This window comes from Paracoccus sp. 228 (assembly GCF_000967825.1).
GTDB lineage: Bacteria > Pseudomonadota > Alphaproteobacteria > Rhodobacterales > Rhodobacteraceae > Paracoccus > Paracoccus marcusii.
Window position 1 is genome coordinate 202823 of record NZ_JYGY01000002.1, and the last position, 26621, is coordinate 229443.

General features: G+C 67.5%; 26 protein-coding genes. 3 read left to right on the plus strand and 23 right to left on the minus strand.

The features are described 5' to 3' along the window. Nucleotides 1-48 precede the first annotated feature (48 nt). Nucleotides 49-312, plus strand: a complete 264-nt coding sequence (locus SY26_RS06335; protein ID WP_045999830.1) for a hypothetical protein — start codon at nucleotides 49-51, stop codon at nucleotides 310-312. On the opposite strand, the gene SY26_RS06340 is transcribed toward SY26_RS06335, so the two are convergent. The 13 genes from SY26_RS06340 to glpD all read right to left on the minus strand — a co-directional run bounded on the left by SY26_RS06340 (nucleotide 309) and on the right by glpD (nucleotide 14180). Then, the gene (locus tag SY26_RS06340) at nucleotides 309-1664 is read right to left on the minus strand and encodes an AarF/ABC1/UbiB kinase family protein (protein WP_045999831.1); all 1356 of its coding nucleotides are present in this window, start codon (nucleotides 1662-1664) and stop codon (nucleotides 309-311) included. The genes SY26_RS06335 and SY26_RS06340 overlap by 4 nt on opposite strands. Beyond that, nucleotides 1661-2593 carry an NAD(P)/FAD-dependent oxidoreductase gene (locus SY26_RS06345; RefSeq protein ID WP_045999832.1) on the minus strand — a complete coding sequence of 311 codons (933 nt, stop codon included), beginning with the start codon at nucleotides 2591-2593 and terminating at the stop codon, nucleotides 1661-1663. Before SY26_RS06345 ends, SY26_RS06340 begins: the two co-directional genes overlap by 4 nt. A gap of 79 nt (nucleotides 2594-2672) precedes the next feature. After that, nucleotides 2673-3557 carry a LysR family transcriptional regulator gene (locus SY26_RS06350; protein WP_045983699.1) on the minus strand — a complete coding sequence of 295 codons (885 nt, stop codon included), beginning with the start codon at nucleotides 3555-3557 and terminating at the stop codon, nucleotides 2673-2675. 118 nt (nucleotides 3558-3675) lie between these two features. Further along, nucleotides 3676-3930, minus strand: a complete 255-nt coding sequence (locus SY26_RS06355) for a hypothetical protein (protein WP_045983698.1) — start codon at nucleotides 3928-3930, stop codon at nucleotides 3676-3678. Nucleotides 3931-4104: 174 nt separating this feature from the next. Beyond that, nucleotides 4105-5052: a nucleoside hydrolase gene (locus tag SY26_RS06360; protein ID WP_045999833.1), complete on the minus strand. Its 948-nt coding sequence runs from the start codon at nucleotides 5050-5052 to the stop codon at nucleotides 4105-4107. Between the two features lie 61 nt (nucleotides 5053-5113). After that, entirely contained in the window at nucleotides 5114-6592 is a 1479-nt protein-coding gene (gene glpK, locus SY26_RS06365) for a glycerol kinase GlpK (protein ID WP_045999834.1), read from the minus strand. Nucleotides 6593-6659: 67 nt separating this feature from the next. After that, on the minus strand, nucleotides 6660-8363 hold the full coding sequence (locus SY26_RS06370) for an ABC transporter substrate-binding protein (RefSeq protein WP_045983695.1): 1704 nt from the start codon (nucleotides 8361-8363) through the stop codon (nucleotides 6660-6662). A gap of 79 nt (nucleotides 8364-8442) precedes the next feature. After that, nucleotides 8443-8715, minus strand: a complete 273-nt coding sequence (locus SY26_RS06375) for a DUF2160 domain-containing protein (protein WP_045983694.1) — start codon at nucleotides 8713-8715, stop codon at nucleotides 8443-8445. Between the two features lie 12 nt (nucleotides 8716-8727). Next, nucleotides 8728-9537, minus strand: coding sequence for a carbohydrate ABC transporter permease (locus tag SY26_RS06380; protein WP_045983693.1), 810 nt, complete (start codon nucleotides 9535-9537; stop codon nucleotides 8728-8730). A 4-nt stretch (nucleotides 9538-9541) separates the two neighbouring features. Then, entirely contained in the window at nucleotides 9542-10408 is an 867-nt protein-coding gene (locus SY26_RS06385; protein ID WP_045999835.1) for a carbohydrate ABC transporter permease, read from the minus strand. Between the two features lie 9 nt (nucleotides 10409-10417). Further along, nucleotides 10418-11488: an ABC transporter ATP-binding protein gene (locus SY26_RS06390; protein WP_045999836.1), complete on the minus strand. Its 1071-nt coding sequence runs from the start codon at nucleotides 11486-11488 to the stop codon at nucleotides 10418-10420. Between the two features lie 9 nt (nucleotides 11489-11497). Then, on the minus strand, nucleotides 11498-12559 hold the full coding sequence (locus tag SY26_RS06395; RefSeq protein ID WP_045999837.1) for an ABC transporter ATP-binding protein: 1062 nt from the start codon (nucleotides 12557-12559) through the stop codon (nucleotides 11498-11500). A 31-nt stretch (nucleotides 12560-12590) separates the two neighbouring features. Further along, nucleotides 12591-14180, minus strand: a complete 1590-nt coding sequence (glpD, locus tag SY26_RS06400; protein WP_232303286.1) for a glycerol-3-phosphate dehydrogenase — start codon at nucleotides 14178-14180, stop codon at nucleotides 12591-12593. A 280-nt stretch (nucleotides 14181-14460) separates the two neighbouring features. On the opposite strand from glpD, the gene SY26_RS06405 reads away from it, so the two are divergent. After that, entirely contained in the window at nucleotides 14461-15219 is a 759-nt protein-coding gene (locus tag SY26_RS06405; protein ID WP_045983688.1) for a DeoR/GlpR family DNA-binding transcription regulator, read from the plus strand. A gap of 7 nt (nucleotides 15220-15226) precedes the next feature. On the opposite strand, the gene SY26_RS06410 is transcribed toward SY26_RS06405, so the two are convergent. The 4 genes from SY26_RS06410 to SY26_RS06425 all read right to left on the minus strand — a co-directional run bounded on the left by SY26_RS06410 (nucleotide 15227) and on the right by SY26_RS06425 (nucleotide 18318). Next, nucleotides 15227-16258: a GSU2403 family nucleotidyltransferase fold protein gene (locus SY26_RS06410; protein ID WP_232303287.1), complete on the minus strand. Its 1032-nt coding sequence runs from the start codon at nucleotides 16256-16258 to the stop codon at nucleotides 15227-15229. A 48-nt stretch (nucleotides 16259-16306) separates the two neighbouring features. After that, entirely contained in the window at nucleotides 16307-17329 is a 1023-nt protein-coding gene (locus tag SY26_RS06415; protein WP_052715165.1) for a Hint domain-containing protein, read from the minus strand. A gap of 114 nt (nucleotides 17330-17443) precedes the next feature. Beyond that, nucleotides 17444-17764, minus strand: a complete 321-nt coding sequence (locus SY26_RS06420; protein WP_045999840.1) for a hypothetical protein — start codon at nucleotides 17762-17764, stop codon at nucleotides 17444-17446. Beyond that, entirely contained in the window at nucleotides 17761-18318 is a 558-nt protein-coding gene (locus SY26_RS06425) for a sigma-70 family RNA polymerase sigma factor (RefSeq protein ID WP_045983686.1), read from the minus strand. The genes SY26_RS06420 and SY26_RS06425 overlap by 4 nt, the downstream gene beginning before the upstream one ends. Before the next feature lie 108 nt (nucleotides 18319-18426). Here SY26_RS06425 and SY26_RS06430 point away from each other — a divergent pair, with 108 nt between their 5' ends. After that, nucleotides 18427-18633: a hypothetical protein gene (locus SY26_RS06430; RefSeq protein WP_045999841.1), complete on the plus strand. Its 207-nt coding sequence runs from the start codon at nucleotides 18427-18429 to the stop codon at nucleotides 18631-18633. 91 nt (nucleotides 18634-18724) lie between these two features. Here SY26_RS06430 and SY26_RS06435 read toward each other — a convergent pair whose 3' ends face one another. The 6 genes from SY26_RS06435 to SY26_RS06460 all read right to left on the minus strand — a co-directional run bounded on the left by SY26_RS06435 (nucleotide 18725) and on the right by SY26_RS06460 (nucleotide 26569). Next, entirely contained in the window at nucleotides 18725-18970 is a 246-nt protein-coding gene (locus tag SY26_RS06435) for a DUF2934 domain-containing protein (protein ID WP_052715213.1), read from the minus strand. Nucleotides 18971-19006: 36 nt separating this feature from the next. Continuing rightward, a complete protein-coding gene (gene glgX / locus SY26_RS06440) occupies nucleotides 19007-21049 on the minus strand; it encodes a glycogen debranching protein GlgX (protein WP_045999842.1) in 2043 nt (680 codons plus the stop codon). Then, nucleotides 21042-22199 (minus strand): sugar phosphate nucleotidyltransferase, encoded by a 1158-nt coding sequence (locus SY26_RS06445; RefSeq protein WP_052715166.1) that lies wholly within the window; start codon nucleotides 22197-22199, stop codon nucleotides 21042-21044. The genes glgX and SY26_RS06445 overlap by 8 nt, the downstream gene beginning before the upstream one ends. A gap of 138 nt (nucleotides 22200-22337) precedes the next feature. Further along, nucleotides 22338-24581: a malto-oligosyltrehalose synthase gene (treY, locus tag SY26_RS06450; RefSeq protein ID WP_045999843.1), complete on the minus strand. Its 2244-nt coding sequence runs from the start codon at nucleotides 24579-24581 to the stop codon at nucleotides 22338-22340. After that, a complete protein-coding gene (treZ, locus tag SY26_RS06455) occupies nucleotides 24578-26260 on the minus strand; it encodes a malto-oligosyltrehalose trehalohydrolase (RefSeq protein ID WP_045999844.1) in 1683 nt (560 codons plus the stop codon). The genes treY and treZ overlap by 4 nt, the downstream gene beginning before the upstream one ends. 84 nt (nucleotides 26261-26344) lie before the next feature. Next, a complete protein-coding gene (locus SY26_RS06460) occupies nucleotides 26345-26569 on the minus strand; it encodes a hypothetical protein (protein ID WP_139598111.1) in 225 nt (74 codons plus the stop codon). Nucleotides 26570-26621 lie beyond the last annotated feature (52 nt).

A 26621-nucleotide genomic window follows, 5' to 3' on the forward strand; every position in this document is an offset into this window, starting at 1 on the left:
CCCCGCTCCGGCGTTGCCCCTGCTGCATGTCCGCCCCGGGAGGCCTTGATGACCGACACCGCCCTTGCCACGCTGGAAGCCCGTCTTGTCGCGCAACGCCGCCTGCTGGCGCGGCTGGTCGCGGCGCTGGAGCCGCAGGCCCGGCAGCCCGTCCTGGACTGGCTGGACCAGCGCGAAACACTGCGCGACGGGCAGGAGGATCCCGGTGCCGTCCCGGCCGAGGGCGTGGGCCAGGCCCTGACCGTCACGGACGAATTTCGCATGATCCTGCGCCTGGCCCAGGACCGACTGCACGAGATGGACCAGCCCTAGCGCCGCGCCTGCAGCATCTGCGCCAGATCGTCGGGCCGGATCAGCGCATCCAGGTCGACCCGCGCGCGCAGCCGCGACAGCAGCAGGTACAGCCCGCCGATCTTGCGGTGCAGGAACAGGATCTCGGGCGGGGGCATCTCGGCCCGGGTGCGGGTGCGGGCCACCTGCATCGCCAAATCGGCGACCTGGCGGGGAATGTCGGTGTGCGTCAGGTCCATGATGCCGCCCGCGCGCAGCGGACCGAACGCCAGGTCCATGATCTGCAGCAGCACGTCCTGATGCGCGGCATCGGTCTGGTCGCGGAAATAGCCGATGTCGATGGCGGCGCGGCGCACCCCCTCGCGGTCATCGGCCAGCGCGGCACGCAGCAGCGCCAGATAGCGCGGGGCCACCGGCGCCGAAAAGCCGCGCGTCGCCCCGAAATCCAGCAGCACGATGCGCCCGCCATCCGGATGCGTCTTGTCAGGCTGCCAGCGATAGTTGGCAAAGTTCGGGTCGGTCTGCATCAGGTCGAACCGGAACAGCTCCTCGATGACCAGACGGGCCAGATGATGGGCGGCACGGTCGCGGGTGGCCTGGGGGGCGTCGGACAGCGCCTCGATCGGGCGGCTGTCGATGAAATCCATCGCCAGAACGTCGGCCGTGCTGAACTGATCGTCGGGCACCGGCAGGCGGAATTCGTCGCGCCCCGCCAGATTGGCGGCATAAAGGCGCATCTGTGCGGCCTCGCGCAGATAATCGGCCTCGGAATGCAGCTGGCTGCGCGCCTCGTCCATCAGGGCGGGCAGGTCGACCCCCTGCGGCATCAGGCCGGGAATGCGCAGCAAAAGGCCCATATTGTCGATGTCGCTGTCGATGCTGTCGCGCACGCCGGGATACTGCACCTTGATCGCCAGGTCGCGCCCGTCGCGGGTCTGCGCGCGGTGCACCTGCCCGATCGATGCGGCGGCGATCGGCCTGACCTGAAAGCGGGCGAAATGGCGCAACCAGCCCGGCCCCCAGGCCCGGTCCAGCACTGCCTGCAGCTGCTTGGGCGGCATCGGATCGGCGTCGGCGCGCAGCCGCGCCATGATCTGCGTCAGTTCGGGGGGCAGGAAGTCACCGGCCTCCATCGACACCAACTGGCCCATCTTCATCGCGGCGCCGCGCATCTGGGCCAGCTGCCCGGCCAAGCGGGCAGCATTCGCGGGGGTCAGGAACAGGTCCTGGGCCGAAGGCCGCTGCCCCGTCGCCAGTTGCCGCGCGCCCTGCGCCAGGGCGCGGCCGCCCATTCCGCCCGCCAGCCCCCCAAGGCGCAGCATCCGCGTCAGGCGGCCCTGCGGTACGGGGCGGGGGGTGCGGTCTTCCGTCATGATCGCGCCAGCAGATGCGCGGCCATCGCCCGGCCGCTGGACCAGCCATGTTCCGCATGGGGTCCCAACGCCCAATCCCCGCCGACGATCAGCCCCGCCACGTCATCCGCCAGAAACGGTCGGCCAAGCGCCGCATCGGTCTGCGCGTACAGCCAGCGATGCGCGACGGCGTGGCGCAGGTGATCCGGCTTGGCCCCCAACAGATCCAGCAGCTGCGGCGCGATCAGATCCGCCAGGTCGGCAAAGGGCAGGTCGATATGGGCCATGCTGAAATCCGGGTCGGCCTGAACGACCCAGGTGGTCAGCGGCTGTCCCTGCCGACCGGGCTTTGCGCCGTCCCGCGCGACCCAAGCCAGCGCGCCGGTGCCGCGATGCGTGACGAAGGGGCGCGGGGCGGCGGGGTCCAGCCCCGCCATGACCGTGACGCTGGCCTGATAGCGGACCTGCGCCAGCGGCGCGGCAAAGGCGTGGGCCACGCCCAGCAGATCACGCGCCTGCGGGGCGGGAATGGCCAGAACGATGATGTCGGCCCGGTGGTCGATCCCCTCTCCGCGCAGGTGCCAGCCGTCGGGGTCCCGGTCCAGCGCGGTGACCATCAGGCCGGACCGAACGTCCAGTCCCTGCGCCAGCGCGCGGGGGATCTGGGCCATGCCGGGCGTGCCGATGATGCCGCCGTCCCACGGCGCGGCGTGGCCGTCGCGGACCATCGCCTGCAGCAGCGCGGCGAAATCGGGATCGGTGGCTGGCAGCACCTGTGCGCCATGGTCGAACCGCAACCCGTCGTCGGTGCGGCGCGTGGCCAGCCTGCCGCCGATGCCGCGACCCTTGTCGAATACCGTGACGGCATGCCCCGCATCCGCCAGCGCCCGCGCGCAGGTCAGCCCGGTGATGCCCCCGCCGATGACCGCCACCCTGCCCTGTCCGCCCATGCCGCCCGCCTTTCCTGTCGCGCTCAGCAGGACAGAGTGCGGCGACAGGCGCAAGGCGGCATTCTGTCCGCCCGCAGGATCAGGCCAGATCCAGCCGCCCGACAAAGTCCAGGAATGCCGCAAGGGCCGCCGTCACCAGCTTGCGGCTGGAGTAGACGACATGGATCGGCACCCCCGGCAATGCGTGATCGGCCAGGACCGGCACCAGCAGGCCGCGCGCCAGATCGTCGGCCACCTGGAATTCGGGCGCCAGCGCGATGCCCTTGCCGCCCACCGCCAGCGCACGCAGCAATTCGCCGTTGTTGCTGGAAAAGGCGGGGGTGATCTTCTGGTAGACGACCTCGGTACCGCTGCGCAGCGGCCAGGTGCCCGGCCCCTTGAGGTTGGTGTAATGCAGGCACTGGTGGTCGCGCAGGTCGGCCGGGCGCTGCGGGCTGCCGTGACGGGCGACGTAATCGGGCGATGCGACCAGCATGATGTTGGCGTCGTGCAGGCGGCGGGCATGCAGGCTGCTGTCCTCCAGCGTGCCGATGCGGATGACCGCGTCGAAACCGTCGCGGGTCATGTCCGACCGGCTGTCGTCCAAGACCACGTCCAGCTGGATGTCGGGATGTTCGTCCATGAAGCGCATCAGATGCGGCTGAAAGACCTTCAGCGTGTATTGTACCGGCACGCCCAGCTTCAGCGGGCCCGAAGGGCGGCTGGAGGCCGCGCGGACGTCCTCGAACGCGGCGTCCAGGCGGGACAGGATGTCGGCCACCTGCGCATGAAAGCCCAGGCCAGCCGCCGTGGGCGTGACGGCGCGCGTCGTGCGGGTCAGCAGGCGCGTGCCCAGATCGGCCTCCAGGTCGGCGATCATCTTGCTGCACATGCTTTTGGAGATGCCCATCCGCCGTGCGGCGGCGGCAAAGCTGCCCTCGTCGATGATGGCCACGAAACTGCGCAATGCTTTGAGGTCCGTCATATGTCCCGATCCGCCCGATGGTCCCGCATCAGGATGGGCATACGGCACAAATGACAAGACCGCCACGCATCTGCGTGACGGCCCGTCATCAGTCGTCATCGTCCGGGGACGACGCGGCTCAGCGATCGCTGTTCATCTCGGCGATCTGGCTGTCGCCCGAGATCTTGGTCACGGTCAGCATCTCGTCGCCCGACAGGTTGGCGCGTGCCAGCTCGGTCGAGGTCATCACGGTGCGGGCCGGAACCTGGACGGTCTCGGCGACTTTTTCGACCGACGAGCTGGAATAGGGGCGCTCGTTGGTGCCGTTGACGGCGGCCATCGCGCCACCAGCGGTCAGGGACAGGGCGGCCAGGGCGTACACAAAGTTTTTCATGATCGTTTTCCTTGTTCTTGCAACATCTTGGAAGCGGTGGCGCGCCGGATGCGCGTCTGGTCCGTTCCGATGACTGTCAGATAAGGGGGGCACACACGAAAGATTAGGCGCAAAATCGCGCGCTCTGTGTTCGATGGGACGGGACAATCACGCGGGATCGTCCCGTCCGGTCGGTCAGGCAGTGCAGACCTGCGCGATCCGGGCCAGGATCGCACCGGGCTGCCCGTCCAGCGTGGCCGATTGCCGCGGGCGGCCCTCCCATGCGCCCAGGGGGCCCTGGCGGTCGGCGGGGTTCATCAGCGTCAGGCCTAGGGCGATGCCCTCGGACAGGACGCGGACCTCGCCCTGGGTCAGGGTGAACAGGTCCGGGTCGGTCAGATAGACGGCGGCGGTGCAGTCATGAACCAGCATCCCGTCATAGCCCGCCGCTTGGTAGAAGCCGACATAGCCCTGCGACAGATCGGCCACCAGCTGCATCCCCGCGCCACCCCGCGCGCCCAGATCGGCCAGCGTGGCGCTGTCCATGAAGGTGCGCGTGGTCAGGTCCAGCGGCACCGCGACCACTGGCCAGTCGGCGCCAAAGACGACGTCGGCCGCCAGCGGGTCGCCCCAGATGTTCGCCTCGGCCGCGGGGGTGATGTTGCCGGGCACGCGGAAGGCGCCGCCCATGATCACCACGTCGCGCACCAGCCCGGCGATGTCGGGCGCCATCTGCACCGCCCGCGCCAGGTTCGTCATGCGCCCCACGGCCAGCAAGCGCACCTCGCCCGGATGGGCGCGGATCGTGTCGATCAGGAACTGCGCGGCGGTCTCGGGGCCCTCCACCGGGGCATCGGGGGTGGGGTGGTTGCCCAGGCCGTTGTCGCCATGGATATGGGTCGGCCAGAATTCGGGCGGCATGTCGGGGGTCATCGGCCCCTCGGCCCCGCGATGGACCGGGGCATCCTGCCCCCAGGCCTGCAGCAGAAAGCGCGCATTGCGGGTGGTCATCGCCACCGGCGCGTTGCCGAAGACGGTGGTCACGCCCAGCAGGTCGATCTGCGGGTGGCGCACCAGATAGTAGAGGGCCAGCGCGTCGTCCACGCCGGGGTCGGTGTCAAAGATCACCTTGTGCTGGATCATCGTCATGTCCTGTCTGTGATCGGCCCGATGTAACGTCCCACCGGGCCGCGTCAACAGCCGGTCACAACGACATGGTGGCCTTGACCGCACGTCGCCACGCGTCATAGCGCGCGGCGCGGTCGTCCTCCTCCATCGCGGGGGTGAAGCTGCGGTCCAGCGCCCAGTCCTTGGCGAAACCGGCCATGTCGGGATAGATCCCCGGCCCCTGCCCCGCCAGCCAGGCGGCACCCAGGGCCGTCGTCTCCAGCACCTTGGGCCGGTCGACGGGGGCGCCCAGGATGTCGGACAGGAACTGCATCGCGTAATCGGATGCGCTCATGCCGCCATCGACGCGCAGCGCGGTCTCTCCCTTCGGCTCCCAATCGGCCTTCATCGCCTCCAGCAAGTCGCGGGTCTGGAAACCCACCGATTCCAGCGCGGCGCGGGCCAGCTCGGCGGGACCCGAATTGCGCGTCAGGCCATAGATCGCGCCGCGGCTGTCGGGCGACCAATAGGGTGCGCCCAAGCCGGTGAAGGCCGGAACCAGGATCACCTGCTGGCCGGGATCGGCGCGTTCGGCCAAAGGCTGCGTCTCCTTCGCGTCGCGGATGATCTTCAGCCCGTCGCGCAGCCATTGCACGACCGCGCCCGCGATGAAGATCGAGCCTTCCAGCGCATAGGTCGGCTTGCCGTCCAGCTGATAGGCGATGGTGGTCAGCAGGCGCTGCGTGGACGCCACCGGCTTGTCCCCGGTGTTCAACAGCGCGAAGCAGCCCGTGCCATAGGTCGATTTCATCATGCCGGGCTCGAAGCAGGCCTGGCCCACCGTGGCCGCCTGCTGGTCGCCCGCGACGCCGGTGATGGGGATGGGGCGCCCGAACAGGTCGGGCCGCGTGGTGCCGAAATCGGCGGCGCAGTCCTTGACCTCGGGCAGCATCGCCATGGGAATGTCGAACAGGCCGCAGATGGTCTGCGACCAGCGGCCCTTGTGGATGTCGTACAGCATCGTGCGCGCGGCATTGGTCGCATCCGTCGCATGGACCGCGCCGCCGGTCAGGTTCCAGATCAGCCAGCTGTCCACCGTGCCGAAGGCCAGATCGCCCGCCTGCGCGCGGTCGCGGGCGCCGTCCACGTGGTCCAGGATCCATTTCAGCTTGGTGGCCGAGAAATAGGGATCGACCAGCAGCCCGGTGCGGGCGGTGATCATGTCGGCATGGCCCGCGGCCTCCAGCTCGCGGCAGAAATCGGCGGTGCGGCGGTCCTGCCAGACGATGGCGTTGTGGACGGGCTTGCCGGTCTTGCGGTCCCAGACCACGACGGTCTCGCGCTGGTTGGTGATGCCGATGGCCTCGATGCGCGGGTTGCCGCATTTCTCGATCGCGGCGCGGCAGGTGGCCGCCGTGCTGGCCCACAGGTCGGCAGGATCATGTTCGACCCAGCCCGATTGCGGAAAATGCTGGGGGAACTCCTCCTGCGCGCTGCCGCAGGGGACCATCTTGGCGTCGAAGACGATGGCGCGGGACGAGGTCGTGCCCTGGTCGATGGCAAGGATATGGGTCATGGGCGGTCCTTTCGTCACGAACGGGGGCGCGGATCGACCGCGCCCCCCTCAGGTTATCGGGCAGGGATCATTCCTGCCAGCGCTTGATCAGCTCCTCATAGGCGATGGTGACCGGCGCGGGCTTCTCGTTCTCCAGCTTGGCGACGGGGGCGCCGGGCTGGTCGATCCAGTACTGGGGGTCCTGCTCCTCGTTCAGGACCGGACCCAGATCACCCTGCACGCCGGAGCGCTCCAGACGCGACAGCACGTCCTCCTGCTGTTCGCACAGCGCGTCCAGCGCCTCCTGCGCGGTCTTGGCGCCCGAGGAAGCATCGCCAATGTTCTGCCACCACAGCTGCGCCAGGCGCGGATAGTCGGGGATGTTCGCCCCGGTATCCGACCAGCGCACCCGGTCGGGCGAGCGATAGAACTCGACCAGACCGCCAAGCTGCGGCGCGCGTTCAGTGAAGCTTTCGTGGCGCACGGTGCTGTCACGCACGAAGGTCAGGCCGACATGGCTCTTCTTCGTGTCGACGGTCTTCGACACGATGAACTGCGCATAGAGCCAAGCGGCCTGCGCGCGGTCCACGGGCGTCGACTGCATCAGCGTCGCGGCACCCACGTCCTGATAGCCGACCTTCATGCCCTCTTCCCAGTAGGCGCCATAGGGCGAGGGGGCCATGCGCCATTTCGGCGTGCCGTCATCGTTCATGACCGGCAGGCCTTCCTTGACCATGTCGGCGGTGAAGGCGGTGTACCAGAACATCTGCTGGGCGATGTTGCCCTGTGCGGGGACGGGGCCCGCCTCGCTGAAGGTCATGCCCGCGGCGGCCGGGGGCGTGTAGTTCTGCAGCCAGTCGATGTACTTCTCGATCGCATAGACGGCGGCCGGGCTGTTCGTCGCCCCGCCCCGCGCCATGCACGATCCCACCGGCTGGAAGTTGTCGTTCACGCGGATGCCCCATTCGTCGACCGGGAAGCCGTTGGGCTCGCCCTTGTCGCTGGCCCCCGCCATTGACAGCCACGCATCGGTGAAGCGCCAGCCAAGCGAGGGGTCCTTCTTGCCATAGTCCATGTTGCCATAGACCTGCTGGCCGTCGATCTCGCGTCCGGTAAAGAACTTGGCGATGTCCTCATAGGCGGACCAGTTCACCGGCACACCCAGGTCGTATCCGTATTCGGCGCGGAACTCGGCCATGATCTCGGGGTCGGTGAACCAGTCGTGGCGGAACCAGTAGAGGTTCGCGAACTGCTGGACGGGCAGCTGATACAGCTTGTCGTCGGGCGCAGTCGCCTGCGCCAGGCCGATGAAATCGTCCAGGTCCAGGCCGGGGTTCGTGAAATCGGCACCCTCGCCGGCCATCCAGTCGGTGATGTTGCGGACCTGCTGATAGCGCCAGTGGGTGCCGTCCAGGTCGGCATCGTTGATGTAGAGGTCGTAGACGTTCTCGCCGGTCTGCATCTGCGTCTGCAGCTTCTCGACGACGTCGCCCTCGCCGATCAGGTCATGGGTGACCTGGATGCCGGTGATGGCGGTGAAGGCCGGCGCCAGGACGCGGCTTTCGTATTCGTGGGTGGTGATCGTTTCCGACACCACGTTGATCGACATGCCGGACAGGGGCTGGGCGGCGTCGATGAACCACTGCATCTCGGCCTCCTGCTCCTCGCGGGTCAGGACGGACTGGTCGCCGATCTCGGCATCGAGGAACGCGCGCGCGGCCTCGATGTCGGCGAAGGCGGGGCCGGACAATGCCAGCATCACCGCGGTTGTGGACAGCAATCTCAGGCTCATTGGTCTTTCCCTCCCTGGGATTTTCGAGGTTGGCAGACGGCCGGCGGGACCCTCATCCCCCGCAGACCAATGCGCTGTGTCAGACCCACCGAAAGACGGCGGCGGCCCAGACCAGGCAAACCAGCATCGCCCAGGGCAGTGCCGCCGTCGTCAGACCCAGCCAAGCCAGGGTGATGAAGGCAGAGCCCAGAAGCGTGATGAACAGACGGTCGCCCCGCGTCGTCTCGATCCCCAAGACGCCGCGGCGCGGCGTTTCGGGAAACCGGACCGCCAGCACCGTGAAGGTGACAAGCAGCAATGCGATGGTGACAAAGAAGATCGCGGTCGGCAGCGTCCAGGCCATCCATGACATGGCGTATCCCCCTTACACGCGGCCCAGGGCAAAGCCCTTGGCGATATAGTTGCGGACGAACCAGATGACCAAGGCACCCGGCACGATGGTCAGCACCCCGGCCGCGGCCAGCACGCCCCAATCGACGCCCGATGCCCCTTGCGTCCGGGTCATGGTCGCCGCGATCGGCTTGGCCGCCACCGAGGTCAGCGTCCGCGACAGCAGCAGTTCGACCCAAGAGAACATGAAGCAGAAGAAGGCCGCGACCCCGATCCCCGACGAGATCAGCGGCATGAAGATCCGGGTGAAGAACCGCCCGAAGCTATAGCCGTCGATATAGGCGGTCTCGTCGATCTCCTTCGGCACGCCGCGCATGAAGCCCTCCAGGATCCACACGGCCAGCGGCACGTTGAACAGGCAATGCGCCAGCGCCACCGCGATATGCGTGTCGAACAGACCCACCGACGAGTACAGCTGGAAGAACGGCAGCGCGAAGACGGCGGGCGGTGCCATGCGGTTGGTCAGCAGCCAGAAGAACAGGTGCTTGTCGCCCATGAAGTGATAGCGGCTGAAGGCATAGGCCGCCGGCAGCGCCACGGCCACGGAGATCACCGTGTTCATCACCACATAGATCAGGCTGTTCACATAGCCCATGTACCAAGCCGGGTCGGTCAGGATGGTCGCGTAATTGGCGAATGTCAGGTTCCGGGGCCACAGGCCGAAGGTGCCCGTGATCTCGGCATTGGTCTTCAGGCTCATGTTGATCAGCCAGTAGATCGGCAGCATCAGGAACAGAAGATACAGGATCATGACGACGGCGCTGCCGTTGATGCGCTTGCCCATGCTCTCAGCCCCTTTTGTCCAGATTGGTCATGACCGTGTAGAAGACCCAGGAGATCAGCAGGATCACCAGGAAGTACATCAGCGAGAAGGCCGCCGCCGGACCCAGGTCGAACTGCCCCAGGGCCATCTTGACCAGGTCGATCGACAGGAAGGTCGTCGCGTTGCCCGGCCCGCCCCCGGTGACCACGAAGGGTTCGGTATAGATCATGAAGCTGTCCATGAAGCGCAGCAGGATGGCGATCATCAGGACGCCCGCCATCTTGGGCAGCTCGATATAGCGGAAGACCTTCCAGCGGCTGGCCTGGTCGATCCGCGCCGCCTGGTAATAGGCATCGGGGATCGACTGCAGCCCGGCATAGGCCAGAAGCGCGACCAGCGAGGTCCAGTGCCAGACATCCATCACGATGACCGTGGCCCAGGCATGGATCGGGTTCTGGGTATAGTTGTAGTTGATCCCCAGGGCGTCCAGCGTATAGCCCAGCAGGCCGATGTCGACGCGCCCGAAGATCTGCCAGATGGTGCCGACCACGTTCCACGGGATCAGCAGCGGCAGCGACATCAGCACCAGCACGACGCTGGCCCAGACCCCGCGTTTCGGCATGTTCAGCGCGACGAAGATGCCAAGCGGGATCTCGATCGCGATGATGATCGCCGAAAAGATCAGCTGGCGGCCAAGCGCGTTCCAGAGCCGTTCGGATTGCAGCAGGTCGGTGAACCAGCCCGTGCCGTTCCAGAAGAAGACGTTGTTCCCGAACGTGTCCTGAAACGCATAGTTGACCACGGTCATCAGCGGGATCACCGCCGAGAACGCGACCAGCACCAGCACCGGCAGAACCAGGAACCAGGCCTTGTGATTGACGGTCTTTTCCATGGTCCCCCCTTACGCCGCAGCCACGCGCCAGTCGTCGGCATAGATGTTCACGCGGCCCGGATCGAAGACCGCGCGGGTCATGTCCGCACCTATCGCCTGATCCTCGGGCGCGATGATGTTCAGGTCGTGCCCCATCAGGTCGGCGCGGATGATGCGGTGGCGGCCCACATCCTCGATCCGGCGGATGGTCACGGGCAGGCCCTGATCGGCGGACAGGCGCACATGTTCCGGGCGGATGCCCAGCTGGACCTTGCCCAACAGCGCGCCATAGGACCCGGCCAGCGCGGTCGTGCCGCCCGGCACCTGCGCCTGCGATCCCGCCACGGTGGCGGGCAGCAGGTTCATGCCCGGCGATCCGATGAAATAGCCCACGAAGGTATGTTCCGGCCGGTCGAACAGCTCCTCCGGCGTGCCGATCTGGACCACGCGGCCGTCATACATCACGACAACCTTGTCGGCGAAGGTCAGCGCCTCGGTCTGGTCATGGGTCACATAGATCATCGTGTGGCCGAAATCGTGGTGCAGTTTCTTCAGCTGGGTGCGCAGCTCCCATTTCATGTGAGGGTCGATCACGGTCAGCGGCTCGTCGAACAACAGGGCGTTCACGTCCTTCCGGACCATGCCGCGGCCCAGGCTGATCTTCTGTTTCGCATCCGCCGTCAGGCCGCGGGCCTTGCGGTCCAGCATGTGCTCCATCCCGATCATCGCGGCGATCTGGGCCACGCGCTCGGCCACATAGGCCTCGGGGCGGCCGCGGTTCCTCAGGGGAAAGGCCAGGTTGTCGCGCACGGTCATGGTGTCGTAGACGACCGGGAACTGGAACACCTGTGCGATGTTCCTTTCCGCCGTGGGCGCGCGGGTCACGTCCACCCCGTCGAACAGGATGCGCCCCTGCGACGGGATCAAGAGCCCCGAGATGATGTTCAGCAGCGTCGATTTCCCGCAGCCCGACGACCCCAGCAGCGCATAGGCCGCCCCGTCCTGCCAGTCGTGGTTCAGCTCCTTGAGCGCGTAATCCTCCGGGCCCTTGGGATGGGCCGAATAGGAATGGGCGAGGTTCTCCAGCGTGATCTTGGCCATAACCCCTCCTCAGGCGGCGCTTGCATAGGCGGCGGGGGTGACCATGCGGCCATCCTCGGCAAAGACATAGACGTGGCGCGGGTCCAGCCAGACCGGCAGCACCTGCCCCAGGGGCAATTCGTGGACGCCGTGGATCAGCCCGACCCACCGTTGCCCGTGATGGTCCAGATGGACGAAGGTCTCGGACCCGGTCAGTTCGGTCACGACCAGCTGCGCGTCGAACTGCACGGCGTCGGGGGCATGCCGCGATAGGTGCAGGTGGTTGGGCCGGAAGCCGGCCAGATAGCGCCCGTCGGGTAGCGCGGGCATGCCCGCGACCGACGCCCGCCCGCCCGCCACCTGGAAGGGCAGGAAATTCATCGGCGGATCGCTGAAGACCCGCGCGGTGGTCGCATCGACCGGCTGGCGATAGACCTGCGGCGTGGGCCCGAACTGCGTCACGCGGCCCTCCCACAGGGTCGCGGTGTTGCCACCCAGCAGCAGCGCCTCCTCGGGTTCGGTGGTGGCATAGACGAAGATCGCGCCCGATTCCGCGAAGATGCGCGGGATTTCCACGCGCAGCTCCTCGCGCAGCTTGTAGTCCAGGTTCGCCAGCGGCTCGTCCAACAGCACCAGACCGGCGTTCTTGACCAGCGCGCGCGCCAGCGCGCAGCGCTGTTGCTGGCCGCCCGACAGGTCAAGCGGCTTGCGGTCCAGCATGGGGGTCAGGCGCATCATCGCGGCGGTCTCGCGCACGCGGCGGTCGATCTCGGCGCGGTCGACGCCCATCAGTCGCAGGGGGGATGCGATGTTCTCAAAGACGGTCATCGCCGGATAGTTGACGAACTGCTGATAGACCATCGCGACCTTGCGGTCCTGCACCCGCATGCCGGTGACGTCGCGGCCCTCCCACAGGATGCGCCCCCTGGTCGGACGGTCCAGCCCCGCCATCAGCCGCATCAGCGATGTCTTGCCCGACAGCGTCGGCCCCAACAGCACGTTCATCGTGCCGCGTTCCAGCACCAGATCGGTGGGATGGACATGCACCTGCCCCTCGACCACCTTCGTTACGCCCTGCAATTCTAACGTCATGTCCCCTCCCAAGGCCCTCCTGACGGCGCGTCTATTCCGCGGCCGCCCCCTGCGCCCATCGGGCCTGTATCCATTGGTCCAGCACCTGCACCTGATCGGCGTCCAGGCGCAGCCCCAGCTTGGTCCGCCGCCAGACCACGTCGGTCGCGCGGCGGGCATATTCGTGATCCATCAGCCACACGACCTCCGCCTCGGTCAGGGTGGCGCCGAAGTCGACGCCCAGGTCGGCGGCCTGCTGCGCCCCCGCAAGGATCGTCGCGGCCTCGGTCCCGTAGGCGCGCACAAGGCGGCGGGCCCAACCTTCGGTCAGGAACGGATGATCCGTGCGCAGCCGTGCGACCAGCGCCGGCACGCCGTCGACAGGGAAATCCCCGCCGGGCAGCGCCACGCCCCGCGTCCAGTCGCCGGGCAGGTTCGGAAAGAACGGCGCGATCTTGGCCAGCGCCGATTCCGCCAGCCGGCGATAGGTGGTGATCTTGCCGCCGAAGACGTTCAGCACCGGCGCGCCGCCGGTCTGATCGACCTTCAGCGTATAGTCGCGTGTCGCCGCCGTGGCGCTTTGCGCGCCGTCGTCATACAGCGGCCGCACCCCGGAATAGGACCAGACCACGTCATCCGCGGTCAGCTGGCGGCGGAAATACTGGTTCGCAAAGCCCAGCAGGTAATCGCGTTCCTGCGGCGTGCATTCCGGCTTGACCGACGGGTCCTGGTGGTCGGCATCGGTCGTGCCGATCAGGGTGAAGTCGGTCTCATAGGGGATCGCAAAGATGATCCGCCCGTCGGTGCCTTGGAAGAAATAGCATTTGTCGTGATCATAAAGGCGACGCGTCACGATATGGCTCCCCCGCACCAGGCGCACACCCTCGGTCGAATTCAGGCGGATCGTGCCCTGGATCAGGTCGCCCACCCAGGGGCCGCCGGCATTGACCAGCATCCGTGCGCGGTGCTTGGTCGTCCGGCCCGTCGCCACATCCTGCGTGGTCACGATCCAGTGGTCGGGATGGCGATCGGCGGACAGCACCTTTGTGCCGGTCATCACCGTGGCGCCGCGCGCCTCGGCGTCGCGGGCGTTCAAAACCACCAGGCGCGAATCCTCGACCCAGCAGTCGGAATATTCATAGGCGTGGTGAAAGCGTTCCTGCAGCGGCGCGCCTTCGGGCGTGCCGTCCAACGACAGCGTGCGCGTGCCGGGCAGGATCTTGCGGCCGCCAAGCGTGTCGTACATGAACAGCCCCAAGCGGATCAGCCAGGCGGGCCGACGGCCCTTCATCCAAGGCATGACCATGCCCAGCAGCTTGGAGGTCGGCGTGTCCGATTCGAACCGCATGTCCGGGTGATAGGGCAGCACGAACCGCATCGGCCAGCTGATATGCGGCATCGCGCGCAGCAGCACCTCGCGTTCGATCAGCGCCTCGCGGACCAGCCGGAACTCGAAATACTCCAGATAGCGCAGGCCACCGTGAAACAGCTTGGTCGAGGCGCTGGACGTCGCTTGCGCCAGGTCGCCCATCTCGGCCAGGGTGACGGACAGGCCGCGCCCGGCCGCATCGCGGGCGATCCCGCAACCGTTGATGCCGCCCCCGATCACGAACAGATCGACCGTCTTGCCTGTACCCGTCACGCGCCGCCATCCTTTCATGGACCCTGCCTATGTGTGCCGTCGTTCGCACCAAAAAGAAAGGATTTTATTTTCGTTTCCGTTCATTTGCCTTATTCACATAATTATCAATATTTTACAGAGAACACGTCACGGATTATGCGCTGAATCGGCATAGAAACGGCGTGTCCGACGTCGATACATCGCGCCATTCCTTGCACAATCTGCACAAACCGCAACAAAGCGAACATCTTGCCTGTTCGGCCGGGTCGTGCAAGATCGACGAAACCGCAAGGGGTGCCCCATGTCGCAAAGCTTCCGCCAGCCCGAGATCCTGGAGATCGCCCGCCGCGACGGCAAGGTCACGGTCGAGGGGTTGGCCGGGCATTTCGGCGTCACGCTGCAAACGATCCGACGCGACCTGACCGACCTCGCCGAGGCCGGCCGGCTGGAGCGTGTTCACGGCGGCGCGATCCTGCCCTCGGGCGTGGCCAATATCGGCTATGAGGAACGTCGCGCCCTGCACCACGACGCCAAGACCGCCATCGCCCGCGCCTGCGCCGCCGAGGTGCCCGAAAAGATCAGCCTGTTCCTGAACATCGGCACCAGCACCGAGGCCGTGGCCCGCGAACTGCTGGGCCATCGCGACCTGCTGGTGGTGACGAACAACATGAACGTGGCGAACATCCTGGCGGCCAACACCGATTGCGACGTGATCGTCACCGGGGGCAGCCTGCGCCGCGCCGACGGGGGCCTGGTCGGCACGCTGGCGGCCGAGACCATCCGCCAGTTCAAGTTCGACCTGGCCGTGATCGGCTGCTCCGCGCTGGACCGCGACGGCGACCTTCTTGATTTCGACATCCAGGAGGTCGGCGTCAGCCAGACCATCCTGCGCCAGTCGCGCCGTACCTTCCTGGTGGCGGACCATTCCAAGCTGTCGCGCAGCGCGCCCGCCCGCATCGGATCGCTGTCGCAGCTGGACGCGATCTTCACCGACCGACCCCTGCCCGGCGATCTGGCCCGCGCCTGCGAAGGGTGGCAGACCCGCGTGATGCTGCCCTGAATGCCGGCTACAGCGCCGCCAGCAGGGCGGCGGTCTGGGGCATGCGCGACAGGCTGGCCGCGATGCGGTCGCGCCACCGCGGGCCGCGCGACAGGGCGTCCTCATGCGCCTCGGCCAGCTCGTCGGGGCGGTCGCGGGCCAGCGCGTCGATCAGGAACGCAGCCTGCGCCCGGTCTTTGGCGGATTTCAGGCGGTCATTGGCGCGACGGCGGTCGGCCACGATCAGCTTGTGGATGGCGAACCGTTCCGGGCGCGGCACCTGGACCAGCACGCCGCTGCGATAGGGGATGGCCGCGGGGATCGGATCCGCGATCAGATAGTTCAGATGGTGCAGCGCCTGCGCCTGCACCCCAAGCGCGGGCAGATCGCGCAGCCCCTCCTCGCCAAAGGCCGGGGTCAGGAATTCGACCAGCGCATTGCCCTGCGTCTGCCGCCAGCGCCAGGCGCGGCCCGGCTGCAGGCTTGGCGCCGGGGCAAAGTCGAAATCGGCCAGGACCTGCGTGACCGGGGGCGCCGCCGCATCCTCCAGCGCCAGGGACAGGCGCTCAAAGCTGGCGATGTCCAGATCGTCTGTCTGCGCGGTCTGTTCCAGCGACAGGACCAGGTTCAGTTCCCCCTCGTACAGGCGAAAGGCGTGGGTGCCGACGACCGTGCCGCCAAGGCGGAACACCCCCGCCCCCGACAGCGCCGCCATCAGACTGCCGCTGGTCGGGTCCAGGCCCAGAAACCCCTCGGCCCGCAGCAGGCGCACCAGCCGGGCGCGATCGCGACGGCGTTGTTCGGCGGGCACCCGATCGTCGCGCAGCGCCTGCATGCGGGCGGCCATGTCCGGGCCGTCCTCTCCCAAATAGCGCTTGCGGACCTGGGTGCCGACGCGAAAGCTGTCGTACCAGTAGCCCCGCCCGTTGCGTTCGACCAGGGTAGGCGCGCCACGCAGATCACGCAGCCCCTCGTCGCGCAAGGCGCGCAGCAGGTCGTGATAGGCGGCATGGGCCAAGGCGGAATGGGATCGGGGCATCATGTACAACAGTTGTGACATCTGTTGAATACATCCATGTTCAACAGTTGGCAAGACAGTTGAACATCATCAGCCCTGGGTCATGACCCGGTTGACTGCATGGCGGCGGGCCAGCTGGCGCCCCTCGGTCCCGTTCAGCATCCGGCGCGCCGCCGGGCGGGTCGGACCGTCGGCGGCACCCGTCATCAGCCCCAGATCGGGGAACAGGGCCAGCACCTCGCGCCGGGCGGTCTCGGACAGGGTCTTCAGCGCGTCGGGGCTGGTGTGCAGCGTCTCGGCGCAGGCGCCTTCGGCGAGGACAAGCTGATGCTCCTCGCACACGAAATGCAGATAGGTTACGCCCCCCTGCCACGGCGCCGGACCCACCCCGGGGATAGATGTCAGGTGCTGTGCCGCAACCAGCACTTCGGGTTCGTCGAACATCCGCCGGGCGATGCGCGACCCGACCAGAAGGCGGTGCTGCGGGGACACGACCAGGTCGCGGGCCGGGATGCCGGGGCCAAGCGCATCGCGCCGGATCAGGATGGGACGCCGGTCGGGTTCCGCGTGCAGCCGGGCGGGGCCAAGGGTACGGGTGCCGATCCATGCGATCCGCTGCAGGCCCGCATCGCGGGTCTGGACCGCCATGCCGGCGCGCAGCATCTGAACCGGCATGTCGCCCCCGGCGGTGCGGATCATCGTGTCGCGGGCAAAGCACATCACCCCCGCGGCAAAGGCGTGGGGCAGGCGCCGCACCTCTGCGATCAGCCGCGTGGCCCCCGGCAGGTCCGGCGCACCGTCGGGATAGAGGAACACCAGGCCCCCGCCCCTGTCCTGCAACAGGACCACCGTGCGCGGGCTGCCCAACGGGACCACGGCGGTTCCGGCCGCGAAGGCCGGCGTGACCGTGCCCGACCCCAGAACCACGGCCGGACGGTCAGGTTCGGGATACACGATCCGCCCGATGTCCAGCGGCAGCCCGTCGTCCAGCGCCGACCCGGACCGCCGCGGGCCAAACGCGTCCAGCCGCAGGACCTGTCGCCCGTCCAACAGCTGTCCCGCCAGGACAGGCCCGGCATAGTTGTGCAAACAGACGTCCTGGGCGTGCGACATGACGAGGCTCCGGCGCATGGGTCGTGCATCCGGAAGATACGCGCCCACAGTACCGTTTGTTTCACCTTGGACGGGAATATTTGCGCGTTATGCACATGTCCGTGCGATGGCCTGTCACCCCAGCAGCATCCACAGCACCAGCGCCTTGGCGGCCAGCACCACACCGACGATCACAGGGACCGGCACGCCGGACAGGGGCGATCGGCGGACCGGCGGACCGAACAGCCGCCGCTGGATCAGGGGCAGCACATTGGGCGCCGGCACCGATCCGAACTGCCCGTTCATCGGCGACAGGCGCATCTGCCAGGCGGCGACCAGTCCCGCCCAGACCGGGTCGCGGGCCAGACGCCGATCCGCCAGGGCCCGCTGTTCCGGGTCCAGCAGGCCGATGGTGTATTCCGCAGCCATGATGTCGTCGGTCGAGGGGTCGGTCATTCGGGGTCCGTAAATTGATCCATGCAGGCGCGCAGACGCTGCAGCGACCGCCGCAGCCAGGTCTTCATCGTGTTCAGGGGAACGTCCGCATCGCGGGCCAGCTCCTCATAGCTCCAGCCGTCCAGATAGGCCCGGCGCACGGCCTGCGCCTTGTCTGCGTCCAGTTCATCCAGGCAACCGTCCAGCCGCGTCCGCTGATCGGCGGCGATCGCCTGCGCCTCGGGGCCCGGGCCGGGACCGGGCAGGCCCGGATCGACGGGCTGGGTGACCGGGCGCACCTGCCGCGACCGCAGCCGGTCGATGGCCGCGTTGCGGGTGATCGCCACAAGCCAGGTCCGCGGATTCGACAGCCGGGGGTCATAGCGGCCGGCCCGCGTCCAGACGCGGACGAACACCTCCTGCAGCAAATCCTCGGCATCGGTGCGGTCGCGCAGCATCCGCAGCAGAATTGCGAACACCATGTCGCAATTGGTGCGATAGAAGTCGGCAAAGTCCGCCCGCGACCCGGCCGCGATGGCCACAAGCATCCGAACGTTGTCGTCGTGATCCGTCATGAACCGTACAGTCTTGATTTCTGATGGTCGTGCTGCATAGTTCCAGACTGGACCACAATTTCAAGTTGTCGATCATTTGATTCAAAACAGCCGGAGGGTATTGCCAGGATGAGCATCAGGACCAAGATCATGCTGATCGTCTTTGCCGGAATCCATATCCCCCTGATCGCGGCGGTGGCGGCGGTATCATTGCTGCACGTGACGGCGGTGCAGGCGCTGCTGATGATCCTTCTGCTGTCCACGCTGGCCGGCGCGGTGATGTCGATGCTGGCCGTCGCCCGCGTCATGCGTCCCCGATCCGCCATCGCGGCCTGACCCGAACCGTTCGGGCCCTGCAGAAAGATACGGGCCGCGGCGCCGAAGGTTTCAGCGCCGCGGCCCTATTTTCACGTCATGCCTGCGGCGATCAGCGGGCCGCGCGACGACGCGCCGCGGGTCCGGCGACGGCCGAGGGGACGTTGCCCTCCTCCTCGGCACGCTCACCCGCATCGGCTGCGGATTGCGCGGCGTCAGGCTGTCCTGCACCGGCCTCGATCTCGGCGGTGGCGCGGGCCCAGTGGTCGGCCTCCTGGCCCTCGGGGCAGCCCTCGTTTTCCCAGATTTGATGGGCGCGGGCGCGGATCAGGTCGTCTTTGTCCAGATCGGTCATCATGTCCTCCATTGATGAGACTTCGGGTCGGAGCGGCCCTCACGCACGGGTCAGGGCCACCACGCTTTGCCATCCCAGGGGCAGGACCCCCGAAACGGTATCCATGCAGGCGACATCGTCGCGCGCCGTGTCGATGCGCAGCGTCCAGTCGCCTTCGGGCAGGGCGAATTCGCCATCATCGCCCGCATTCACGATGATCAGGATCTCGGGCGCGTCAGTGGGCTGCAGCATCAGGCCCAGGATCCGCAACTCTCCATCCGACCAGTCCGCGTCGGTCATCGCATCGCCGCGCGGGTGGAACCAGCGGGCGACGGGCTGGCCTTCGGGTCCGCTGAAATGCGTCTGTGCCAGACCGCTGTCCTTGCGGAACGCGGTCAGCGCCGCCACGGCATCGCGGATGTCGGCGCGCGCGCCGTCCCAGTCCAGCCAGCTGATCTCATTGTCCTGGCAATAGGCATTGTTGTTGCCGTCCTGGGAATTGCCCATCTCGTCCCCGGCCAGGATCATCGGCACGCCCTGCGACAGGAAGATGGTGGCCAGCATGCCGCGCACGCGGCGGACGCGGGCGGTGTCGATGCCCGCATCGTCCGTCGGCCCCTCGGCGCCAAGGTTGTCGGACAGGTTGTGGTCGTGCCCGTCGCGCCCGTCCTCGCCGTTGGCGTCATTGTGCTTGTCGGAATAGCTGACCGTGTCCCACAGGGTGAACCCGTCATGCGCCGCGACGAAGTTCACCGAACTGGTGGCCGGACGATGGCTGTGGTTGAACTGCACCGGCGATCCGACCAGACGCTCAGCGATGACGCCCAGCTGGCCGGAATCGCGGCGCCAGAAGGCGCGAGTGTCGTCGCGGAACTTGTCGTTCCATTCGCGGAACGGCCAGCGGTATCCGCCGACCTGATAGCCGCCCTCGCCGATGTCCCAGGGTTCGGCGATCAGCTTGATACCGGACAGGACCGGGTCCTGGCGAATGGCGTTGAAGAACGACCCGTCACGCTCGAACCCTTCGGATTCGCGGCCCAAGGTCGATGCCAGGTCGAAACGGAACCCGTCGACATGCATCACCTGCACCCAGTAGCGCAGCGAATCCATCACCATGCGCAGCACCATCGGATGCGCGACGTTCAGCGTGTTGCCCGTGCCCGTGGTGTCGAAGCTGTGGCGCTTGTCCTCGGACAGCAGATAGTAGCTGGCATTGTCGATGCCGCGGAAGGACAGCGTCTGGCCCAGCTCGGACCCTTCGCAGGTGTGGTTGAAGACCACGTCCAGGATGACCTCGATCCCGGCCTTGTGGAACTTGCGGATCGCCTCCTTGACCTCGCGGATCTGGCCCGTCTTTAGATAAGGCGTATGAGGCGCGAAGAACGACAGGGTCGAATAGCCCCAGTAGTTCGACAGGTCCTTCTCGACCAGATATCGGTCGTTGGCAAAGGCATGGATCGGCAGCAGCTCGATCGCGGTGACGCCAATCTTTTGCAGGTGGCTGATCACCGGCTCGGTCGCCAGGCCGCGGAACGTGCCCTGCAGGTCCTCGGGGACGTCGGGATGGCGCTTGGTCACGCCCTTGACATGGGCCTCATAGATGACCGTGTCCGCCCAGGGCGTGCGCAGCGCGCGTTCAGTGTCCCAGTCAAACCGGCTGTCCACGACCACACCCTTGGGCATGAAGGGCGCGCTGTCGCGTTCGTCAAAGGACAGGTCGTCCTCGCCGATCGTATAGCCATGCAGCGCATCGTCCCAGATGATTTCGCCGCGCAGCTCGCGGGCATAGGGGTCCAAGAGCAGCTTGTTGGGGTTGAAGCGGTGGCCGTTCTCGGGCTCGTAGGGGCCGTGCACGCGATAGCCATAGACCTGGCCCGGCATGATGTCGGGCAGGTATCCGAACCAGATGCCCCCCTCCATGTCCGGCAAGGGCAGGCGGTACAGTTCCTCCTGGCCCTCGTCGTCGAACAGGCACAGTTCGACCTTGGTCGCGTGGTCGGAATACAGCGCGAAATTCGTCCCCTCGCCCATGAACTCGGCGCCCAGGATGTCGGAACGGGCCTGGGTGGCATCAAAGATAGGAGGGGTGGTCAGATCACGCATGAAGTCCTCGGCGGTTGGAAGGGGGTGGGGTGACGGAACGACGGATATGCGCGTGCGCGGCACGGCGGTCCAGCATCGTTTGCGTGATCAGGACGGTTCCCGCCGGGGTGCGGGTGAACCAGCGGGCGTCCTCGGTCGCGTTCTCTCCGGTGACCAGTCCCGGGGGGACCTGCGTTCCGGGGGCGACCAGCGTGCAGGTCAGGCGGGCGCTTTCGGGCACCACGGCGCCCGGCATGGCGATGCTGCCGCGTCCCAGGTACCAGTCGGATGCCGGGCTGGCGAAAGGCAGGCGCGCGGGCTCGGCCGACACGAAATCCAGTTGTGCGCGGCGCAACGCGTCCAGCGTGCCCACGTCGCGCCAATAGCCGCGGCCCGACGGCCCGGCGGGCATCCGCCACACGCCGGCCACGCCCTGCGCCACCGCATCGGGGATCACGTCATGGCCGAAATCCATCGCCTCGACCGGACGGTCGAACAGCGCCTCCTGCAACCAGCGGCGGTCGAAGACATAGATGCCCATCGACACCATTGCCCGATCGGGCTGGTCGATCATGCCGGGGGGGTCGGCGGGCTTTTCCAGGAACGACAGGATGCGACCCTGCGCATCGGCTTGCATGACGCCAAAGCCGCGCGCCTCGGCCCGGGGTACCATGTCGACGGCCACGGTCACCGCCGCCCCCGACACGCGATGCGCCGCCAGCAGATCGGCATAGTTCATGTCATAGACATGGTCGGCCGCCAGGATCAGGACCTGATCGCCACCCATCGCCTCCAGCGCGTCCCAGGTCTGGCGCGCGGCGTCGGCGGTGCCCATGAACCGGTCCTGACCATCGCGCAGAGCCAAGCCGGCCTGGGGGAAACGGTGGCCCCACCGTGTCGGCAGGTGGTGATGCAGGCTGTGCGGCGCGTATTGCGTGGCGACCAGCATCCGCGGCAGGCCGGACCGCACGGCATTCGCCATCGCAAAGTCGATGATGCGGTTCGCGCCCGCAAAGGGCACGGCGGGCTTGCTGTCGCGGGCGGTCAGTTCATGCAGGCGCGTGCCCTTTCCTCCCGCCAGCAGAAGGGTCGCGACCCCGGTGACGGGGACGGGCGCAGGACGGGTGACGGGGGTGGCCAGGCGCGGCACGGCGGGCATGTATTCTGACATGGCGACATCTCTTGCAGGCTAGGGTTTCATCCCGCCATGCTGCCCCGATGGAGGAGGGCATGTGGCGCGTCACCTGTCGAACCGCCATGCCCTCCGGTTGTTCCCACGCGCGTCAAATATCAATCGGGCGAAAGGGGATCATGCCTCTCTCAGATGCACCCGGCAGCCGTCGGGCCCATGCCAGTCCAGAATTGCGGCACCGTCGTCGGCCGGTGCCGCCCCGCCGGGCAGATCCAGGCGGGCGATCAGCTGACGCTTGCCCGCGCGGCGGATCAGGCCGATGCCCGCATCGTCGATCTGGACCCGCGTGTCGGCATTGTGCAGCAGATCCGCCATCTGCGCCCGCAACGCCAGCAGGCGGTGGGTCCAGCGGGCCTTGACGGCGCCGATGTCGTTTCCCTGATCGCCCGCGGCCAATGCATCCCACGGCACAGGGCGGCGGTTGTCCGGGTCGGTCAGTGCCAGGAACAGGCCCTGCGTGCCCTGATAGACGTCGGGAAAGCCCGGCATGACCATCTTGAACATCAGCTGCGCCAAGATCAGCGCCTGTCCCCGTTCCAGCAGCCGCGTCAGGGCAGCGGGCGCATCGCGGTCCCACTGTTCCAGCAGGGCGCGGCCCAGATCGGCGATGCGCCCCTCGACCGCCTCATCGGGGTTGGTCCAATAGCTTTCCTGCTTGGCCTCGCGCAGGGCCTTCTCGACATGGGTGTTGACGCGTTCGCCCGCATCCTCGGCCCCGTGCAGGGCCAGGGCGGTCTGCACCATGTACCACCGCCAGCGCGGGTCCACGCCCTTCGCCTGCGGCATCCGGGCCGCGGCCTGATCCAGCGCCGCCAGATCCTCCGGCAGGTGGCTTGCGGCGATCAGGCGCGCACGGGCATCCTCGGACCGCTTGCTGTCATGGGACGAGGTCAGAACCATGTCCCCCACGCGGCGGCGGGCCATGGCCTCGGTCGCCTCGGGCCCGGTGATGGTCGCCTCGTCGGGTTCAGCGCCGACCTCGTTCGCGGGCAGATAGCGGGTCCAGCGGAAGCCGGCCGTGTCCTCCTGCGCCTTAGCCAGCAGCGCGCCCGAGACCTGCTGCAGCCGCGTGACGAAGGCCTGCTGCGCGGGCGTGGACGGCTCGGCCCAGACCTCGGCCAGCTGTCGCACCACAAGATCGCTGCGCAACCCCTTTGCGGCCTCTTCGGCCACCTGCTCGATCAGCACGCGATCATCGGCGTCTGCGCCCCTTGCGGTGACATAGGTGCGATAGCGCGGCGTGGCAATCAGCAGCGCGGTCACCGCCTCGCGCAGGGCCTCGGGGCCGGGTTCGACCTCCGAGACCGGCGCCAGCGCATGGGCCGCCATGCGCGACAGCTGCATCCGCTCGGCAGCCAGCTCGTTGTCCAGGATCTCGTGCTTGGCCTGCGTCAGGGTGTCGGCAAAGGACGGCGTCGGGCCGATGGCGTCGTGCCAGGCATCGTCCAGACGCTCCAGCCCCGCGGCGGGGGTCAGCATGCGGGTGATCAGGCGCCCGGCTTCATAGCCGGTCGTGCCCTCGGTCGCCCAGGCATCGGGCAGCGGTTCGTCGCCCGTCAGGATCTTTTCGATCCAGATCGGCGTGTCGGGCAGCGCCTCGGCCAGCCTGTCCAGATAGTCCGCAGGATCAGCCAGCCCGTCGACATGGTCCACCCGCAGTCCCTGAACCTGACCGCTGCGCACCAGCTCCAGGATCAGCGCGTGGGTGTCCTCGAACACCGACGGGTCTTCGACCCGCATGCCGATCAGGTCGGTGACGTTGAAGAACCGCCGATGCGTGATGCCGTCGCGCTCCAGCACGTGATGGACCAGCCGCCAGTGCTGCGCCTCGTGCAGGGCCCGCAGATCGTCGGTGGCATTCGTGCCGGGCGCCAGCGGCAGCGCCAGATCGCCGAACATCCATTGGCCGTCGCGGACGCGGAACGCGCCCTCGGTCAGCATCTGCTCGAACGGGGCGGGCAGCCAAGGCAGGACCAGCGGCCCTGCCTGCCAGTCGATGTCGAAATGCCGGGCGCGCGGGCTGGACCGGCCATGCGTCAGCACGTCCGCCAGCCACGGGTTCTGCACGGAAAACGCGGTGTGGTTCGGCACGATGTCCAGGATGATCCCCAGGTCGCGCGCCTTGGCCTGTTCGGCCAGCGCGGCGAATCCCTCTGCCCCGCCCAGGCTGTCGTCGATCCGGGTCGGATCGGTGATGTCATAGCCGTGGGTCGACCCCTCGGTCGCGGCGAAGATCGGCGACAGGTACAGGTGAGACACGCCCAGATCGGCGATCTGGTCCAGGCGTGCGGTCAGGGCCGCGAAATCCACCCCCTCGCGCAGCTGGATGCGGCAGGTGGCAGTCGGAATGCGGGGAATCATGACAAGGCTTTCACGGTCAGGGAAAAGAGATCGCCGGGCTGTCCCACGGACAGGTCGGCATCGGGCAATGGTGTCGGGTCAGGCTGGCCCAGGGCCAGCGACAGCGCAAGGCCGCCGCCGGGGAACTGCCACAGGGCGCGGATCAGGCCCGGCCCCTCGCGGGTGACGCTGGCCTCGGGCTTGCCGCTGTTCAGCAGCGGCACGACATGGGCCGCGCGGAACGCCAGCGCCCGGCGGGTCAGGTCCATCCAGTCGCGGGCGTCGGCATCGTCGCGCCAGCCAAGGCGCGACCGCTCCATGGTCGCGGGGTCGATCGGGTCCGGCACGCCGTCGCCCAGGCTGGCGATGCCCGGAAACTCGGAAGCGCGGCCCTTGCGAACGGCCTCTCCCAACTCGCCTGAATAATCGGCAAAGAACTGGAACGGCGCGGTCTCTCCGCGCTCCTCTCCCATGAAGACCATCGGCACATAGGGCGCGACCAGCAGCAGCGCATAGGCGACGCGGACGGCCTCGGGCTTGGCAAGGGTCAGCAGGCGCTCTCCCAAGGCGCGGTTGCCGATCTGGTCATGCGTCTGGATCGCGTTCACGAAGGCCGTCGGCGGCAGGTGACCGCAGGGCGCGCCGCGCGGATGGTCCAGGCCTTCGCGCGGCTGGCCCTCCTCGATATGGCCGCGCGACAGGGCCAGGGTCAGGTCGGCGATCGGGTCGACTGCAAAGCTGGCGTAATAGCTGTCCGATTCACCGGTCAGCGCGACATGGACCGCGTGATGGAAATCATCGTTCCAGCTGGCGTCATAGCCCACTTCGCGCAGGTCGGGAATGTTGCGCTCGTCCTCGGTGATCAGGTGGCGGCGGGGGGTTAGGGTGGCGATTTCGGCGGCCAGGTCCTTCATGAACTGGGCCGAACCCGGCCCGGTGATCTGGTGCACCGCATCCAGCCGGAACCCGTCGAAGCCATAATCCCGCAACCAGTGCATCGCGCAGCCGATCCAGAAATCGCAGACCTGCGGACGCGAGAAATCGATCGCCGCGCCCCAGGGCGTATGCCGGTCGGGGTCGAAGAAGTCCGGCGCCGCGTGGTGGATCCACGCGCCGTCCGGGCCGAAATGGTTCATCACCAGGTCCAGGATCACCATCATCCCGCAATCATGCGCGGCGCGGATCAGCCGGCGCAGATCGCCCGGACTGCCATAGGCCGGATGCGGGGCATAGGGCAGCACGCCGTCATAGCCCCAGCCCCGGTTGCCGGGAAACTGGCCCACGGGCAGCAGCTGGATCGCGGTGAAGCCAAGCGCCGCCAGCCCCGGCAGCCGGTCGACGGCGGCAGAGAACGTGCCCTCGGGGGTGAAGCAGCCGACATGCAGCTGATAGATGACCGCCTCGGACCAGGGGCGTCCTGCCCATTCCTGCGGCATCGGCGGGTCGGTCACCACGGATGCATCGTTCACGCCCCCCGCCTGCAAGCGGCTGGCCGGGTCGGGCATGTCGGTGCCGTCCACGCGGAACAGATAGCGGGCGCCGGGGGTGGCATGGCTGCGGGCCTGCCAGATGTCCAGATCGCCCTTGTGCATGGGCTGCGCATGCCCGTCGACCAGCAGGTCGACCTGTTGCGCGCGCGGCGCCCACAGGCGGAAGGTCAGGCCGTCGTCATCCCGCACCGGTCCCCAAAGGTGTTGCATCGTCCCGGTCCCTCCGACAGTGGCTGCGGGGGTCAATGACCGGGATGCAAAGGCGTTCCCGCATTCTGACAAAAAGCAATCGGATCAGGCATCCCGCGGCGGTGGCGCGGCCGTCTGACCAATGAACAGGCGGTGCCCGTCATGGGTGACGGCCCAGACCCCGCGGTCCCCCATCTCGACCAGCACGCTGCGATCCTCGGCGGCGGCCTCGAAGACCACGACAAGGTTGCGCAGCATGTCCAACGTGAATTCGGCCCGTGCCTGAACGGCCAGGGGGCCCGGCCGGGCATGGGCGGTCGGCTCTTTCATCGGGACCTCGGACAAGGGTGACATTCACAACGTGCAGAATATCACAGATACC

Coding starts and splice junctions, on each gene's coding strand:
- SY26_RS06390 (WP_045999836.1), bottom strand. CDS start 11,488: ATGGCCAAGATCACGCTGGAGAACCTCGCCCATTCCTATTCGGCCCAT.
- SY26_RS06425 (WP_045983686.1), bottom strand. CDS start 18,318: ATGACGGATCACGACGACAACGTTCGGATGCTTGTGGCCATCGCGGCC.
- SY26_RS06350 (WP_045983699.1), bottom strand. CDS start 3,557: ATGACGGACCTCAAAGCATTGCGCAGTTTCGTGGCCATCATCGACGAG.
- SY26_RS06445 (WP_052715166.1), bottom strand. CDS start 22,199: ATGTCAGAATACATGCCCGCCGTGCCGCGCCTGGCCACCCCCGTCACC.
- SY26_RS06355 (WP_045983698.1), bottom strand. CDS start 3,930: ATGAAAAACTTTGTGTACGCCCTGGCCGCCCTGTCCCTGACCGCTGGT.
- glgX (WP_045999842.1), bottom strand. CDS start 21,049: ATGCGTGATCTGACCACCCCTCCTATCTTTGATGCCACCCAGGCCCGT.
- SY26_RS06410 (WP_232303287.1), bottom strand. CDS start 16,258: ATGTCACAACTGTTGTACATGATGCCCCGATCCCATTCCGCCTTGGCC.
- SY26_RS06385 (WP_045999835.1), bottom strand. CDS start 10,408: ATGGAAAAGACCGTCAATCACAAGGCCTGGTTCCTGGTTCTGCCGGTG.
- SY26_RS06420 (WP_045999840.1), bottom strand. CDS start 17,764: ATGACCGACCCCTCGACCGACGACATCATGGCTGCGGAATACACCATC.
- SY26_RS06360 (WP_045999833.1), bottom strand. CDS start 5,052: ATGATCCAGCACAAGGTGATCTTTGACACCGACCCCGGCGTGGACGAC.
- SY26_RS06435 (WP_052715213.1), bottom strand. CDS start 18,970: ATGATGACCGATCTGGACAAAGACGACCTGATCCGCGCCCGCGCCCAT.
- SY26_RS06430 (WP_045999841.1), top strand. CDS start 18,427: ATGAGCATCAGGACCAAGATCATGCTGATCGTCTTTGCCGGAATCCAT.
- SY26_RS06335 (WP_045999830.1), top strand. CDS start 49: ATGACCGACACCGCCCTTGCCACGCTGGAAGCCCGTCTTGTCGCGCAA.
- treY (WP_045999843.1), bottom strand. CDS start 24,581: ATGATTCCCCGCATTCCGACTGCCACCTGCCGCATCCAGCTGCGCGAG.
- treZ (WP_045999844.1), bottom strand. CDS start 26,260: ATGCAACACCTTTGGGGACCGGTGCGGGATGACGACGGCCTGACCTTC.
- SY26_RS06395 (WP_045999837.1), bottom strand. CDS start 12,559: ATGACGTTAGAATTGCAGGGCGTAACGAAGGTGGTCGAGGGGCAGGTG.
- SY26_RS06345 (WP_045999832.1), bottom strand. CDS start 2,593: ATGGGCGGACAGGGCAGGGTGGCGGTCATCGGCGGGGGCATCACCGGG.
- SY26_RS06415 (WP_052715165.1), bottom strand. CDS start 17,329: ATGTCGCACGCCCAGGACGTCTGTTTGCACAACTATGCCGGGCCTGTC.
- SY26_RS06405 (WP_045983688.1), top strand. CDS start 14,461: ATGTCGCAAAGCTTCCGCCAGCCCGAGATCCTGGAGATCGCCCGCCGC.
- SY26_RS06375 (WP_045983694.1), bottom strand. CDS start 8,715: ATGTCATGGATGGCCTGGACGCTGCCGACCGCGATCTTCTTTGTCACC.
- SY26_RS06370 (WP_045983695.1), bottom strand. CDS start 8,363: ATGAGCCTGAGATTGCTGTCCACAACCGCGGTGATGCTGGCATTGTCC.
- SY26_RS06460 (WP_139598111.1), bottom strand. CDS start 26,569: ATGAAAGAGCCGACCGCCCATGCCCGGCCGGGCCCCCTGGCCGTTCAG.
- glpK (WP_045999834.1), bottom strand. CDS start 6,592: ATGACCCATATCCTTGCCATCGACCAGGGCACGACCTCGTCCCGCGCC.
- SY26_RS06380 (WP_045983693.1), bottom strand. CDS start 9,537: ATGGGCAAGCGCATCAACGGCAGCGCCGTCGTCATGATCCTGTATCTT.
- SY26_RS06340 (WP_045999831.1), bottom strand. CDS start 1,664: ATGACGGAAGACCGCACCCCCCGCCCCGTACCGCAGGGCCGCCTGACG.